Source organism: Chitinophaga niabensis (assembly GCF_900129465.1).
GTDB classification, from domain to species: domain Bacteria; phylum Bacteroidota; class Bacteroidia; order Chitinophagales; family Chitinophagaceae; genus Chitinophaga; species Chitinophaga niabensis.
This window is the reverse complement of the sequence record NZ_FSRA01000002.1, coordinates 1,591,094-1,607,311: the sequence shown is the minus strand read 5'-3', so window position 1 is coordinate 1,607,311 and position 16,218 is coordinate 1,591,094. Positions and strand designations below refer to the sequence as shown.

Sequence of the window (16,218 nt, the reverse complement as noted above, 5' to 3'; positions counted from 1 at the left end):
TTCCGGATATGGTAAATTTTTTTCCGCATCTGAGGGGCTGCTTCTCCTTCTCAGGTAAGTCTTTCTCCGTAGCAGGTGTGGTGGAAAGCGGAACTTTGTTCCCCATGAAAAAGATCTTGATACTGTTATTTACTGTTGGTACTGCACAAGCGCAAGACACCAATATAAGGTCTTTAGAAACAGTTAACATCACCCATCAGCTCTACAAAAAGCAGGATGATGTGATAGACATTAAAAAAGTAGCAAATCCTATCACCATCATTGATAAAAGAACTATCCGGATGATGGGCAGCCGCAGGCTGGATGAGGTGTTACGGGAGCAAACGGGCATGGCTATGGTAAATGACCTGGGATCAGGGAATCGTAGCCTGGGTATACAAATGCAGGGCTTCAGCTCTGAATATATCCTTATACTTATCAACGGCCAGCCCATGACAGGTCGTTTCAATGGTAACTTTGATCTCTCCCGCATCAGCGTATCAGATATAGAAAGGATAGAAGTGATCAAAGGTGCTGCCAGTAGTTTATATGGAAGTGAAGCCATGGGAGGCGTGATCAATATCATCACCAAACAAACCGTTATAGATCCGCAGGCTACCGCCAGTTTGTTCTATGGTACTTATAATACAATGGATGCCACCCTTCAGGGAGAAGCTCCTTTTACCCGTGGCTCCGTGAACATCTCCGGTAATTATTATAGAACAGATGGCTTCAACGTTAATACCGAATATTTAAAAGAAGGACAGACATCCCCCCCTTATCACAGCATCAACCTGCAAGGCCGCGGACATTATAAACTAAGTGATAAAAGTTCCCTCTATCTCAGCAGCAGACTGGCAGACAGGCATTCCGTAATGGACCGTTCCTATGGCGCCCAGCCTTTTTCCGATCTGCTGGACGAAAAGGATTTCAACACCGCCCTTTCGCTCAATACCAATTTAAATAACGGCTGGCGCTTATTGGGCCGTTACTATATCACGCATTATAAAACAGAACAAGCCGTACATATCGTTGAAACGGGAAAGGAACTACAGCGGAATGTTTTCTCTCAGGTGATCAACAGGCTGGAGCTACAGGCAGCGAAAGACCTGCTCCCTGAAAAACTCTCTTTTACCGGAGGGCTGGGCGGAGATCATCAGCAAATGATCTATAGCATGTATAATTACTTCGGTTATGCGCAACTGAATTATAATCCCGGGCCTGTCTATAGTTTCATTGCCGGGTTACGGTACGATGGAAATAATTTGTATGGCGGGAAGTTGAATCCAAGTCTTGGTGCCACCTGGTCTCCTGCTGCCTGGGTAAAGATCAAAACTTCTTTGGGCAAGGGGTTTAAATCTCCCACCTATGCGCAGATGTACCAGGTGTTCACCAATATCACACAAGGATATACCGTGATCGGAGCTAATAATTTTGAAGAGAAGATAGAAGAACTGCAAAAAGCAGGGCTCGTGCAACAGGTATGGGTCAATGCAACAGGCATACGTGATCTGCAACCGGAAACTTCCACTTCCCTCAATTTCGGCGCCAGATTCTCTTTTGCCAAAACAGCCGAGCTGGACATTAATGGCTTCTATAACAAGATCGACAACCTCATCAACACAGAACAGGTGGGGATCAGTAAAAACGGACAGCAGATCTTTTCTTATTTCAACCTGAAAGATATCTATACCACGGGGGTGGAAGCAGGTTTCAAATACAGCCCGCTGAAACGTTTAGTGCTGAGTGCAGGATATCAGTACCTCATAGCTAAAAACAGGGCTATTATTGATAACATTGGCCATACAACTGTAAGGACCCCTGAAGGTATCCGCCCTGCCCGTGCCAGTGATTATTTCGGATTGCCCAACAGAAGTAAGCACATGTTCAATGTACAGGCGTATTATGATTATAAGCCCTGGGGCATCACTGCTTCCCTGCGTGCAGGATACAGAGGCAAGTATGGCTTCCTGGATATTGACAATAACGGATACATAGATCAATACGATGTATTTGTGAAAGGATACACGCTTCTCAATGCCTCTATTCAGAAAACATTGCTCCGCGATATATTAACCCTCCGCCTCACCGCAGATAATATCACCAATCACACAGATTACCTGATGCCATCGCAACCAGGCAGGATGCTGATGGCCGGGTTTATTTTTAACCTGCGCAAAAATTCAGTACATTAGGGTACAAACTGTAACCCATGAACAAATTTATCAGAGCATTGATTGCCGGATACGGCGCAAAAAAATTAGGCGGTGGTTGTCTTGGTACGGTGGTGGTCTTCATTATTATCTATCTCGCGCTGGGCCATTGCAACTAAGCAAACCCTTTGGCACAATATTTTAGCCTATTATGGGGAATTGTGCCCACCATGGAATTTAACGACGAAAAGATCAGGCAGATCAAAGACTACCTGTTGCAGCATCAACAAACCGTTGCTGTGGCGGAAAGTGTTACTGCAGGATTGTTGCAGTTTGCCCTCTCCGGAGCAGACGATGCCATTCATTTCTTTCAAGGTGGTATAACCACCTATAATCTTGGCCAGAAAGCAAGACAATTACATATTGAACCCATCCATGCCGCCCGTTGCAACTGTGTAGATGGGAAAGTAGCGGCTGAAATGGCCGTACATGTTACGCAGCTGTTTTCCAGCCACTGGGGTATTAGTCTTACAGGATATGCTACGCCGGTCCCGGAATCAAATCAGCAGGTGTTTGCTTATTATGCGATCGTGCAGAAAGATAAGGTGATCGCTTCCGGCAAAATGCAGGGAGGAAACGGTACGGCCAAGGAAGTACAGCTGTACTATGTGAATTCCGTATTGGGGGCATTTCTCAAACTATTGGGGTAATATTTCTACACTTAAACATTAACAACCATGAAAACTAAGAAAAATGAAGTGGAGTATAATTTGCTGGATGTTTTAAATGTACTTATTTATAAACCCATTAAAAAAAGTATCATGGCAAAGTATTCAAAAAAAGCAGGAGACAAGGTGGAAAGGGCCATGCATGAAATGCATGAAGGAAAGTTGAGGAGTGGCAGTAAGAAAGGCCCGAAAGTAACCAGCCGTAAACAGGCTATCGCGATCGGATTATCTGAAGCCAGGGAAGAAGGAGCGAAGGTTCCGAAGAAGGCTGCAGCGAAGAAAGCTACTGGTAAAAAAGCAACGGGTAAGAAAGCTACGGCAAAGAGAGCTACAGGTAAGAAAGCAACCGCGAAGAAAGCTACGGCCAAGAAAGCTACAGCTAAAAGAGCTACCGGCAAGAAAGCGGCTGCGAAGAAGGCTGCACCTAAAAAGGCTGCTGCCAAACGTGCCACCGCAAAGAAAGCAACCACTAAAAAAGCTACGGCAAAAAGATCCACCCGCAAAAAATAAGCAGTAAAGAAGAACCATTGTGATGATACCTGGGCGCAAACTTCTGTGAAACCGGAGGTTTGCGCCATTTCAACTAACCATATAGCGCAACAAACAACGGAAACATGCCAAGGCAGATTTTAAATAAAACAATTAAAGTTGACGGCATTGATATTTTCTATCGGGAAGCCGGTGACAGAAAGAACCCAGCATTATTACTGTTGCACGGGTTCCCCACTTCATCCGTCATGTTTAAGAACCTGATGACCGCCCTGGGTGACAGATTTTACCTCGTTGCCCCTGACTATCCAGGATTCGGGTTTAGTGAATTCCCCGATAGAGAATTCTTTGAATATACTTTCAGGAATGTAGCAGCGTACATGGATAAATTTACGGACGCAATAAACCTGAAGTCCTTTACCATCTATCTCCACGACTATGGTGCCCACATCGGTCAGCGAATGTGCGTCAACCATCCTGAAAAGATAAAAGGGATCATTGTGCAGAACGGCAATGCATATGATGAAGGCATTGGCCCGGAATGGGATGAATATAAAGCATATTGGAAAAATCCCACTGCTGAAAAGAAGAAAAAACTTTCTGCGTTTATCAGTGAAGAAGGGGTAAAAGGCCAATACACCTGGGGCCTGCCTGAAGAATTATTACCTGCCGTCAGCCCTGAATTATGGATGCTGGACTGGGACATAATAAAGCGGCCGGGGAATGCTGAAATGCAGTTTGAGTTGAATTGTGATTTTGAGGATAATTTCAAAATGTTCCCGGTCTACCAGGAATATTTCCGTACACACCAACCTCCAGCCATAGTGATATGGGGAAAATATGATGTTTTCTTTAGCATAAATGAACCTCCCTGTTACAAGAGAGACCTGCCCGATGCAGAAATCCATATTATCGATGGTGGGCACTGGGCACTGGAAACAAATTTCGATGAGGTATTAACACTCATGGATAATTTCCTTAACAATAAAATACCTGGTGAACGGTAATCCATTCACCAGGTATTTTCATCAATGTATAAAGAGAATTTTATTCCTCGTCATCATCATCGTCGTCATCCTCATCTTCTTCCAGCCACTCCATGTAAGAGTAATACCAGTCCTCCAATTCATCTAATAACGCCTGTTTCTTTTCCGGCTCTCCATGAAAGTATTCTTCCACGTTATCAATTTCTTCCACGATATCGATATATGCCATCTCTTCGTCTTCTTCTACACGTTTGGCAAAGAACCGCGGTTTCTCCGTATGGAAGATGTATTCATTATCCGGATCTGTAACGGGATCATCTGCAATCATGAATTTAGGTAATGCCATTGGTCAAAATTTTAATTGATAACTAAAGGACTACAAAAATATGCAATATCTGATTAAGATATCCCCCCTTTTCGAATTAATTAACACATACAAACTTTCAGAAAAAAATGTAGCTTTGCAAACATCTGATGATATGATGACTACACCCATAACATACGTAAAACGCAAAAACCTGGCGGACGAAGTAGCCGGCCACCTGCAACAGCAGATCTGCTCAGGCAAATATGCCATTGGCCAGCAACTCCCCACGGAACCTGATCTCATGGCCCAGTTTGGTGTAGGCCGCTCCACTATCCGTGAAGCAGTAAGGCTGCTGGTTAATGCCGGATTAGTAAGAGTGCAACAGGGCCTGGGCACTTTCATCATTTCTCACCAGGCCATGGGAGAACCCCTGGCCCAACGTTTTCACCGGGCCCACTTCCAGGACCTCAATGAAGTACGGCTGTTACTGGAAGTAAAGATTGCTGAGAAAGCAGCCCTCCACCGCACGAAAGACGACATCACGCAAATGAAGGCCTTCCTCAAAAAAAGGGGCGAACATGCAAAAGCACAGAACGTGGACGCCTGTATGCAGGCAGACATCGACTTCCATACCAGTATAGCCGTAGCATCCAAGAATGAGATCATGGTAGATCTCTATAAAACCATCGCTACGCACCTGAAACAATCTTTCCGTGAAAGGTATGCAGATACCAAACCTTTCCTGGAATCGCAGGACCTCCACAAGTCACTCCTGCAAAGCATTATAGACAAAGACTCCGCGCAAGCGCTCCTGTGGGCAACCCGCATCAGCACCCATGCGAAATGATATTTTTTTTTGAATTCTAAATATCAGATGATCTGACAACAATGGAAACTGTACTTGAAGGCGAAGAGAAAAAGGTGGCGCAGAACCTGGCCGAAAAAACTGTATTCTCGGTATTGCTGGCCCTTAGCTTTACACATCTGCTGAACGACACTATTCAATCTATCATTCCTGCCATTTACCCAATGGTAAAGGATTCCCTGCATCTAAGCTTCTCGCAGGTGGGGTTGATCACCTTAACCTTCCAACTCTCTGCATCTATTCTGCAGCCACTGGTTGGGATGTATACAGACAAAAGGCCGCAGCCCTATTCACTGGCCATTGGTATGACTTTCACACTGATGGGACTATTATGCCTTGCTTTTGTGCACAGCTTCCCCATGGTATTGGTTTCCGTAGCATTGATCGGGATCGGCTCAGCGGTTTTTCATCCTGAAGCATCCCGCCTGGCTTACATGGCTTCCGGCGGCCAGCATGGCATGGCACAATCTTTATTCCAGGTGGGTGGCAACACAGGTAGTTCCCTCGGCCCACTATTGGCTGCTGCAATCATTGTGCCCCTGGGGCAAACGCACATTGCCTGGTTTTCCATTGTAGCGCTGATAGCCATTGTAGTAATGCTCCGTATCAGTAAATGGTACCTCAACAATACCCATCGCATCAAACCTAAGAAAGCAAAGCTACAGGTAGAAACCATCAAATTATCGAAAGGCAGAGTGATCTTTGCGCTGTTCATCCTCATGATCCTGATCTTCTCCAAATACTTCTACATGGCGAGCCTTACCAGCTATTATACTTTCTACCTGATCGATAAATTCAACGTATCCGTGCAAAGCGCACAGGTATACCTGTTCATCTTCCTGTTTGCCATTGCAGCCGGGACCTTCATCGGAGGGCCTGTGGGAGACCGCATCGGCAGAAAGTATGTGATCTGGATCTCCATCCTCGGCGTTGCACCTTTTGCATTATTAATGCCACACGCTAATCTTTTCTGGACGGCCATCCTTAGTGTGTTTATCGGTGTGATCCTTTCTTCTGCATTCTCCGCCATCCTTGTATATGCACAGGAACTGGTGCCGGGGAAAGTAGGTATGATTGCCGGTTTGTTCTTCGGATTTGCCTTTGGTATGGCAGGTGTGGGATCTGCACTGCTTGGACAATTAGCAGACCGTACCAGTATCAATTATGTATACCAGGTATGTGCATACCTTCCGTTAATAGGATTATTAACAGGCTTCCTGCCCAATATTGAAAGAAAGAAAAAAGCTTAATACCCAAAAGGGCTGCATTTAAAATGATGCAGCCCTTTTTATTATTCAAATAATCGTGCGAAATGATTTTCCAGGTGTTTGCGCATGCCATTCCGGAAATCTTCCGGTGTACCTTTCTCCAGGATATCCACCAGCCCTTTATGCGATACAAATGTTTTTAGCTTAGGCTGTTTCTTTAACAACCCGCTTTTATGCACATAATCAAATACCGGCAACAACATTTTCTGGAATTTCTTTAAAGCCGTATTACCTGCTATCTCATACAACTTACCATGAAAAGCAATTTCATGATCTATGTTGAAAAGATGATGGTCAGTAGCAGGCGGCTCCTTGCTCACAATACGTTTCAACTCCTTTATATCCGCTTTTTTTATACGGTGGAAGATCAGGTCCGCCATGCCTATTTCCAATACCAGGCGGATCTCAAAGATCTCCCGTAACGTAGCCTGGTCCAGGATATGAGGATTCATGCTTTTACCTACGATGCCAAAAATATCCGGACTGGTGATCACGGCACCCTTTTTCTTTTTGGAATCGATCAATCCCATCATTCGCAACCGGAGTATAGCTTCCCGCACCACTGTTCTGCTTACACCCAATGTTTCAGCCAGCTCCATTTCTGTTGGAATGGAATCCCCCACCTTCAATTTCTTTATCTGTAGCAGCTCTACAAGGTTCGCTTCCACTTTATCTACCAGCGTGCTGGTATCTATCGATTTCAAACTGTCTTTAATCTCTGTCAGGCTCATATTATGTTATACTTAATTCAAAAATAGAGAAAAATAGGGGATTTTTTCGCTGTCCGGCTCTCACTGATTTATTCATTTATATGATTTTCAATCACTTACCGCCAGATAAATATTTTATTTGGAAATGAAACCCCAATGTCTTTAACTTTATTATGTTATACATAATACGCCTTATCATCGAAATTTCAACCAAAATTCCATTATCATGAAATCAGTAAACAAGAAAGTATGGCTTCTGCTTATTGGCTTTCTTCTCTCGGCTACCTCCTGGGGCCAGGTTAAAAAGATCTCCGGGAAAGTGACCGGTTCTGAAGACAAACAACCACTTCCCGGCGTAACTGTTATTGTAAAGGGAACCAACAAAGGAACACAGGCCAATGCCAACGGCGAGTTTATCATAGAAGCTGCTCCTGCCGACATACTGGTGATCCGCTTTACGGGTTTTCTCCCACAGGAAGTACCTGTAGGAAATGTTTCCTCATTCAACATCCTTTTGCAACCGGATGTCGCTAAGCTGAATGAAGTAGTAGTGGTAGGTTATGGCCAGCAAAGCCGTAGTACACTAACCTCCTCTGTTTCAAGAGTAGATGAAAATGTGTTGAAATCTGTTCCCCGTACCAATCTTGGCAGTGCACTGCAAGGAACCGCTCCCGGTTTGCGCGTACAGCAAAATACCGGGCAACCCGGTGCTACACCTACTATTGTATTTCGTGGAGGTACCAACTACAATGGTTCCGGCTCACCACTCATTGTACTGGATGGTGTAATTGTTCCCTCTCTATTTGGCATCAATACAGAAGATGTAGAAAGTATTGATGTGCTGAAAGATGCCGCGTCTGCTGCTATTTATGGCGCACGTGCCTCCAATGGAGTGATCCTCGTTACCACTAAAAAAGGAAAGAAAGGCCGCTCACAGGTAACATACAGCTACCGTGCAGCTAAAAACTTCATCCGAAGGAATCCAATGGAACTATTATCGGCGGAAGATTACATCATATGGAACAGGCGTGGCCTCGCCAGCAGGTACGAAGCAGCTGTGGCAGACAACCTCACGGCTGAACAAACCAATACAAAAAATCAATTGACGGGTGCATGGGGTTGGGGCCTCAATTCCGGCTGGGCTGCACCGGATGGTAAATACTCCACGCAACAGGTGAACAACACGAACCGTAGCCTGATCAATGATCCTAAATGGAATTTGCTGGTAGACAAAAATCCCTTCGTGGCAGGGCAAATGGATAGCATCCTGTATCGTTCCATTTCACAAAAAGAATTAGAGGACCTGATCCTGCAGGAAAGTACCTTACAGGAACATTATGTAAATTTTTCAGGTGGCAACGACCAGGGAAACTTTGCACTGGGCCTTGGCGGTATTAATGATGTAGGCATGGTGATCGGATCTCAGCTCAGCAGGATGAACCTCAATTTCAACGGAGGCTTGAACGTAAGCAAAGATTTTAAGATCGCCCTGAACTTATCCGGCTACAGTGTAAAAACACAACCCTCTTATCTTACCGCTGATAATGACGGAGGTATCACTGGTGGACTGATACAGCGTTTCGGAGCTATTGCGCCTACTGTAAGATTAACACATGATATCACCAATGCACAATTGCCTGGCGTGGATGGTGGCACATTAGGAAATCCTAAATACTTTCAGGACAAATTCAGTAACAAGCAAAAAGAACAACGTTTCTCCGGTGCCATCAACCTGGAATATAGTCTTACCCCTGACCTCAAAATATTGGGCACAGCTTCCGGATTTATCAGGGACTTCCTGTCTGAATCATTCAATAAAGCATACATCAACGGCACAGGTGGCGCAGCAATAAATACCCGGAATGCGTCCTTTCAGAATATAAAATTGCAGCAATACTCCTACAATGGCTTCCTGCAATACGCAAAAAGCTTTTCTAAACATGATATCTCTGCCATGGCGGGTGGAGAATTCTTTGATTCCCGCCAGTATTCATATGCGGCAAGTGCCAATAACGCAGCTACAGATTATATTCCCTGGTTATCTGCTTCTACTGCGGCAGTGGGTATCCCCAGTTCAGGATTCACCAGCTGGCAAAGGCTCGCTTCTGCCATTGGCAGGATCAATTACAGCTATGATAACAGATATCTCCTGAATGTAAATATTCGATACGACGGTACTTCCAAACTAACGGATAACCGCTATGGGTTCTTTTCTGGTATTTCCGCAGGATGGAATCTGCACAACGAGTCTTTCTTCCAGCATTCCGGTATCAGTAAATATATTTCTACACTTAAACCCCGTATCAGTTATGGTTCCAATGGCAGCATTGATCCACTGGGTGATTTTGCCACAGTTCCTGTTTACGGCAGCACCGGGATTTACAATGGTAACCCGGGATTTGCTACCGGCAGTATCTTCAATTCAGGCCTGAAATGGGAAAGAGCCAACTCCCTGAACTTTGGCCTGGATGTAGGATTATTTAACAACCGCATCACATTGATAGGAGATTATTTTATCCGGAATATATTCGACAAGATCACTACGCTTAATATTCCTGCCTGGACGGGTTTTACGGCTTACACTACTAACCTGGGCCAGTTGCAGAACAAAGGCATTGAACTTGAAATTAAAGCCAATGTACTCAGACCGCAAACTGCAGATGGCCTTAGCCTGGATATTGCGGCCAACTTCTTCCATGTAAAGAACTTTGCTAAAAAACTGCCTGATAACGGGTTGGAAAGGAATCGCCAAAGCACCATCCAGATCTGGGACCCGGGCAGTAAGCAACTCATCCAGGTGGGTGGTTTACAGGAAGGGTACCGCATCGGCCTGGAAGATGAGATCTATGCACCCATCTATGATGGTATCTACAAAACGCAGGAAGAGATCAATAAAAAAGCTAACCTCTGGAACACTTTCCTCCCGTATACCAACAAGCGCATTAAACTATTGGGGGATGCACGCTGGAGAGATGTGGATGGCAATGATACGTTGGACACCCGCGATTATGTTTTTGTAGGAAGAGTAAAACCTACTGTACAAGGTGGCTTTTCATTAGCCGCTGCATGGAAAGGATTTAACCTGTTTGCACAGTTCGATTATTCACTCGGCTTTATTATCCTGAACCAAACCTATCTGCGGGGTATGTCGCAGGTACAAGGTTCTCAAAACGGGCCGGCTGATATTAAGAGCACCTGGGCCCCGGACAATCCGAATGGCACGCTTCCACGTTATTATTGGGCTAACTATGGCCGTAATTATTTTATGGATGCAGGCGGCAGTACTACTGCACCCGCTAATTTCTGGGAAAAAGGAAACTATCTCGCTGTACGTGAACTTACACTGGCCTACACATTACCGGCAGGTATGTTAAAAAATGCCACCAACAATAAGATCAAAGGTTTAAAAGTATCCGTTACAGGTTCTAACCTGGTGTACTTCACTAAATACAGTGGCACATTCCCTGAAGTAGGTGGCAACGATGCCGGCCGCTTCCCACTTCCGAAAACGCTAACCTTTGGCGCATCTGTAAACTTCTAATCTACTATCATGAACAAGTTAATACTGAAAAGATATCTCCTTCTGCTGTTACTCGGTACCGGGGCTGCCTCCTGTAAAAAGCAGCTGGAAGAAGTAAGACCGCAAACCACGCTGGACCAGGGCAGTGTACTAACAGATCCCAATGTGGCCATGACATTGTATTACGGCGTTTACACCTCCTTTCGTTCCCAGCAATCCAACTTTTTTGTGTTTGGAGAAATGCGCTCTGATCTATGGGCGGATGGCCTTTACACAGAATCAGAAGACGGCGGCCTCAAACAATACTGGAGCCATAACCTCAGCCAGGCTAATGCACCAGCTGCTAACTGGAGTGGCTTTTACAGCCTGGTAGACAGGATCAATACTGTTATAAAACTCTTCCCGCTTTCCACTGTGGATGCAGCAAAACGCAGTGGCTATCTGGCTGAAATGTATGGGCTGCGTGCTTACGTGTATTACACCATGTTGAGAACATGGGGTGAAGTTCCGCTGACTAGGGAACCTGTATCCACTGTAGGCAATCTTAAGGATCTCTATAAAGCACGCGCGCCCAAAGAAGAGGTGATGAAACAGATCAAGGCGGATATTGAACAGTCCCTCACATTGTTTGGTGCCGCCAACACCATTGCTTCCGGCAAAAGAGTAACCTGGAACAGGCCGGCTACACTGATCCTGAAGGGGGATGTATTCCTCTGGTCCGCCACACACATGGCCGGTGGCAATGCAGATCTCAATACAGCGAAAACTGCGCTCGAAGAAGTCAAAGCCCTTCCTGTACTTGGCCTGCAAGCAAACTACCAGGATGTTTTTGATCAAACCAAAGAAGCCAATAACAAAGAGATCATTTTTGCCATCAGTTATGAAAAGGACCAGGCTACAGTTGGCACCTACGGCAGCTTCCTGGTGAACACCACACAGGCCGGTACTTTGTTACTGGATGCAGGTACACCTCAGCAGCAATCAGTTTCAGCAGCTTATCCTTTAGTAGGAGGTGCCAGCCGCGTAGGTATGAGCAATGCCATGATCACCAAGCTCAACAACCCGGCAGATAGGAGGATCCGGCCCTCTTTCCGGATCATGTACCGTAACCAGGCAGGTTTTCCTATTGCCGCGGTGATGCTCACAAAATTCCTGGGCAGGGTGGATGCAGGAACGCAGCTCATGGATACAGATGTACCGGTATATCGTTATGCAGATGTGTTGTTATTACTGGCAGAAGCCAACACAAAACTGGGTGGCAGTCCCGTAGCAGAGATTAACCTGATCAGGGAGCGTGCTTACGGGCCTGGTTATACACCTTATGTAAATAGCACAACAGATGCTAATATGAATGCCATCCTGGATGAATACCTGCGGGAATTCATCGGCGAAGGAAAACGCTGGTGGGCATTACGCAGAGCAGGAGACACCTATGTGTATAACAATGTAAATCCTGCTTATCTCAGTGTTGCTTCTTCTTACAAACTATTATTACCAATCTCTCTTGGCATGCTGAACTCCGATCCCCTGTTAAAACAAACGTTCGGATACTAAGTATGTCAGCGCATTCTAAATATAGCCGGAGATATTCCTGTCACCGGATATTTTCTAAAGTACTAAATCAACAATAATGAAGATCGAAAAGATGACTGGCCTGATAGCGGCACCGTTTACACCCATGCATAAAGATGGAAGCCTTAACCTGGCAGTAATACCTGCTTATTATGCATTATTAAAGAACAATGGCATTACCGGCGCTTTCATTTGTGGCTCTACCGGAGAGGGCGTTTCTCTAACCAACCAGGAAAAAAGAGCAGTAGCAAAGTCCTGGGCTGATGTTACAAAAAACGACCCGGCCTTTAAAGTGATCTCCCTCCTGGGCGGCACCAGTGTAAGGGAATGTATGGAGCTGGCCATTCATGCAAGGGAAAGTGGCTTATATGCCGTTGCTTTCACCTCTCCCTTTTATTTCAAACCCGCTAACGTAAAAGTACTGGCGGATATGTGTATGGAAATTGCCTCGGTAGTACCGGATATGCCTTTCTATTATTATCATATTCCTGTACTCACCGGTGTTGGATTTAATATGATAGACCTCCTGCAACAAATACACGGTAAATGCCCGAACTTTGCAGGAGTGAAATTCACTCATGAAGATTTCATGGATTTCCTCTCCTGCCTCCATTTTGAAAATGAACAGTATGATATGTTATGGGGAAGGGATGAAAATATGTTGCCTGCATTAAGTGTTGGGGCAAAAGGAGCGGTAGGTAGTACTTTCAATTATGCAGCCCCCCTCTATAACCAGTTAATAGACGCATATAATAACGGAGAAATGGAGAAGGCCCGCGCGCTGCAACAGCAATCCATAGACATGATCCGCCTGTTGGGGAAATATGGCGGCATTGCTACCGGTAAAGCTTATATGAAAGTAGCGGGCCTGGATTGCGGAGAGTTCCGTAAACCGGTCAGCAATATGAGCAGAGAACGGTTTGAAGCATTTGTGAAAGACGTAGCTTCCCTAAACTTCTCTGCCTATTGTTCCAAATTTCCGGCTACAGTCAATAGCTGATAAAACCATCTAATGCGATCTACTTATTTCATCATTCTCACATTCCTTTCCATGTTTTCCATATCCGGGCTTCGGGCACAGGAACAGGCAAACAATCATATCACCTGGTCTGTTCCCACCCAGCTGCCTCCTGCCCAGGGCTCTCAACAACAGCCTGGTCTTGCTGGTATTGTGGCAGGTGTCCATCAGAACCTGCTGCTGTTGGCCGGTGGTGCTAATTTTCCGGACAATATGCCATGGCAGGGCGGGCATAAAAAATACTATGATGATGTATACCTGATGCAAAAGGATAACCAATGGATGAAAAGTTCCTTCAAACTGCCATTCCATATCGCTTATGCTGCCAGCGTGTCTACCACTTCCGGCATACTATGTATTGGAGGAGAAAATGAAACAGGGCCGCTTAAAAGTGTTCTCCTGCTGCAATGGGATGCCGCATCGCAAACGCTGAAAGTGAAGAACATGCCGGAACTGCCTATTCCCCTTACTAACGCTTCTGCTGCTTTGCAGGGAAACACTGTGTATGTGGCGGGTGGAGAAACTGCCGATAGCACTTTATCGGTATTCTTTTCTTTGGACCTTGTGAACGGCACCTCCTGGAACAAATTACCTGATCTGCCCTTAGCCGTTTCTCATAGCGTTATGGTTGCACAATCTAATGGAGAATATCCCTGCATCTATGTTTTTGGGGGGAGAACAAAAACACCCGCAGGGATCAGTACACTGCATAACAGTGCTTATCAGTTCGATCTCAAACACCGGCAGTGGAAAAAACTATCCAATATATCAGCACCTGCGTTATCTGCTGGTACAGGTATTGCCACAGGCGCCACCTATGTTCTGCTGATAGGAGGTGATAAAGGAGATGTGTTTACACAGATAGAAACATTCAATGCCAAAATAAGCAGTGCTGCTTCAGTTGAAATAAAACAGCAATTACAAACAGAAAAAATTGCCCTGCTGGAAAAACATAAGGGTTTCAGCAGAGACATATACCTCTTTAACACCGTTACCAACACCTGGACAAAGATCGGCGAACTGCCTTACGAAACACCGGTTACCACTACGGCCGTGAAATGGGGAACAGATATTTACATTCCCGGCGGAGAGATCAAACCTGGCGTACGCAGTACCAGTATCCTCAAAGGAACTATCGACCGCAGGCAGTTCTTTTCCTGGACGGATTATACCATCCTTGTATTATACCTGCTGTTAATGGTAGGGATCGGTGTCTGGACCTCCCGCCACCAGGATTCAACTGATGATTACTTCCGTGGCGGACAAAAGGTTCCCGGCTGGGCTACCGGCCTCAGTATTTTTGGAGCCAAGCTCAGCGCCATCACCTTCATTGGCATCCCTGCAAAAACATACGCCACTAACTGGACGTATTTTATTCTCCTGATGACCATCATCATGGTAATGCCGTTGGTGATCCGTTTCTTCATTCCATTCTACCGCAGGCTGAATGTAACATCTGCTTATGAATACCTTGAAAAACGTTTCAGCTATGTTTCCCGGTTCCTCGCATCTATCCTCTTCATTTTATTACAACTGGGCAGGATGGGAATAGTATTGTTACTGCCCAGCATCGCGTTATCTGTTGTTACCGGCATTCCTGTTACCACCTGTATCCTCATCATGGGCATTGTCAGCATCTTTTATACTGTACTGGGTGGCGTGGAAGCTGTGATCTGGACGGAAGTGGTACAAGTAATAATACTGCTGGGCGGCGCTTTGCTTTCTTTGATCCTGTTGCCGATGCACCTGGGAACAGATGGAAGGTCTGCATGGAACAGTGTTGTTACCAACGATAAATTAAAACTGCTGGACTTTAACTTCGACCTGTCTTCCCCTACCTTATGGGTAGTACTGATCGGTGGGCTGGCATTGAACCTCACAGTTTACGGAACAGATCAAACTGTTGTGCAACGTTACCTTACTACAAAAGATGAGAAAACAGCCGCCAACAGCCTGAAACTTGGTGCCTGGATGGTGCTGCCTTCTACCATTATCTTCTTTTCACTGGGTACGCTGTTATATCTCTTCTATCAGAACCACCCGGAGAAAGTGAACATTGCACTGGATACTCAGGATACGATCTTCCCCTGGTACATTGTAAATGAACTGCCGGATGGTATTTCCGGGTTAGTGATCACTGCTATTTTTGCTGCTGCCATGGGAAGCCTCAATGGAAGTGTGAATGCAGTTTCCACTGTATTTGTGAACGACTTCTACCGCAAGTTCTTTCCCGGGAAAAGCGAAAAGAACTACCTCAATACTGCCCGGGCAGCTACTTTGCTGGTAGGGATCTTCGGAACTGTAATAGCCCTGGTGATGGCAGGAACAGGCATTGTTTCCCTCTGGGACCAATTCAATACCATCCTTGGTTTATTTACCGGAGGTATCGCAGGACTATTTGTGCTGGGCATTTTCACCAAACGTGCCAATGCCTTTGGTGCAGCTGCCGGATTAATAGCCAGCGGGATCTGCCAATTCCTCATTTACAGGTATACCCAGGTCAACCTATTGCTTTATGCATTAACAGGCCTTGCAAGCTGTGCGGGATTCGGTTACATTTTCAGCCTGATAGGTGGCCATACAAAATCCATCACTGGTTTAACAGTGTTTAAAAATCATTAAG

General features: G+C 45.4%; 12 protein-coding genes. 10 read left to right on the top strand and 2 right to left on the bottom strand.

Annotated elements, in window-relative coordinates:
• Positions 1 to 8: 8 nt before the first annotated feature.
• The 4 genes from BUR42_RS23770 (at position 9) to BUR42_RS23755 (ending at position 4,356) form a co-directional block, all read left to right on the top strand.
• Positions 9 to 2,174 carry a TonB-dependent receptor plug domain-containing protein gene (locus tag BUR42_RS23770; protein WP_159442336.1) on the top strand — a complete coding sequence of 722 codons (2,166 nt, stop codon included), beginning with the start codon at positions 9 to 11 and terminating at the stop codon, positions 2,172 to 2,174.
• A gap of 188 nt (positions 2,175 to 2,362) precedes the next feature.
• Positions 2,363 to 2,842, top strand: a complete 480-nt coding sequence (locus BUR42_RS23765) for a CinA family protein (protein WP_074242065.1) — start codon at positions 2,363 to 2,365, stop codon at positions 2,840 to 2,842.
• 27 nt (positions 2,843 to 2,869) lie between these two features.
• Positions 2,870 to 3,370 (top strand): DUF6496 domain-containing protein, encoded by a 501-nt coding sequence (locus tag BUR42_RS30050; RefSeq protein ID WP_234979788.1) that lies wholly within the window; start codon positions 2,870 to 2,872, stop codon positions 3,368 to 3,370.
• A 104-nt stretch (positions 3,371 to 3,474) separates the two neighbouring features.
• Positions 3,475 to 4,356, top strand: a complete 882-nt coding sequence (locus tag BUR42_RS23755) for an alpha/beta fold hydrolase (protein WP_074242064.1) — start codon at positions 3,475 to 3,477, stop codon at positions 4,354 to 4,356.
• Positions 4,357 to 4,396: 40 nt separating this feature from the next.
• On the opposite strand, the gene BUR42_RS23750 is transcribed toward BUR42_RS23755, so the two are convergent.
• The gene (locus BUR42_RS23750) at positions 4,397 to 4,681 is read right to left on the bottom strand and encodes a hypothetical protein (protein ID WP_074242063.1); all 285 of its coding nucleotides are present in this window, start codon (positions 4,679 to 4,681) and stop codon (positions 4,397 to 4,399) included.
• Between the two features lie 133 nt (positions 4,682 to 4,814).
• On the opposite strand from BUR42_RS23750, the gene BUR42_RS23745 reads away from it, so the two are divergent.
• The gene (locus BUR42_RS23745; RefSeq protein WP_084185900.1) at positions 4,815 to 5,489 is read left to right on the top strand and encodes a FadR/GntR family transcriptional regulator; all 675 of its coding nucleotides are present in this window, start codon (positions 4,815 to 4,817) and stop codon (positions 5,487 to 5,489) included.
• Between the two features lie 41 nt (positions 5,490 to 5,530).
• On the top strand, positions 5,531 to 6,757 hold the full coding sequence (locus tag BUR42_RS23740; RefSeq protein WP_074242062.1) for an MFS transporter: 1,227 nt from the start codon (positions 5,531 to 5,533) through the stop codon (positions 6,755 to 6,757).
• 41 nt (positions 6,758 to 6,798) lie between these two features.
• On the opposite strand, the gene BUR42_RS23735 is transcribed toward BUR42_RS23740, so the two are convergent.
• The gene (locus BUR42_RS23735; RefSeq protein WP_074242061.1) at positions 6,799 to 7,506 is read right to left on the bottom strand and encodes a FadR/GntR family transcriptional regulator; all 708 of its coding nucleotides are present in this window, start codon (positions 7,504 to 7,506) and stop codon (positions 6,799 to 6,801) included.
• Between the two features lie 205 nt (positions 7,507 to 7,711).
• On the opposite strand from BUR42_RS23735, the gene BUR42_RS23730 reads away from it, so the two are divergent.
• From BUR42_RS23730 to BUR42_RS23715, 4 genes are all read left to right on the top strand, one after another.
• Complete coding sequence (locus BUR42_RS23730; protein WP_074242060.1) at positions 7,712 to 11,026, top strand: SusC/RagA family TonB-linked outer membrane protein; 3,315 nt, start codon at positions 7,712 to 7,714, stop codon at positions 11,024 to 11,026.
• Positions 11,027 to 11,035: 9 nt separating this feature from the next.
• Entirely contained in the window at positions 11,036 to 12,559 is a 1,524-nt protein-coding gene (locus BUR42_RS23725) for a RagB/SusD family nutrient uptake outer membrane protein (protein ID WP_074242059.1), read from the top strand.
• A 76-nt stretch (positions 12,560 to 12,635) separates the two neighbouring features.
• A complete protein-coding gene (locus BUR42_RS23720; protein WP_074242058.1) occupies positions 12,636 to 13,577 on the top strand; it encodes a dihydrodipicolinate synthase family protein in 942 nt (313 codons plus the stop codon).
• A 12-nt stretch (positions 13,578 to 13,589) separates the two neighbouring features.
• Positions 13,590 to 16,217: a sodium:solute symporter family protein gene (locus BUR42_RS23715; RefSeq protein ID WP_200798357.1), complete on the top strand. Its 2,628-nt coding sequence runs from the start codon at positions 13,590 to 13,592 to the stop codon at positions 16,215 to 16,217.
• Position 16,218 lies beyond the last annotated feature (1 nt).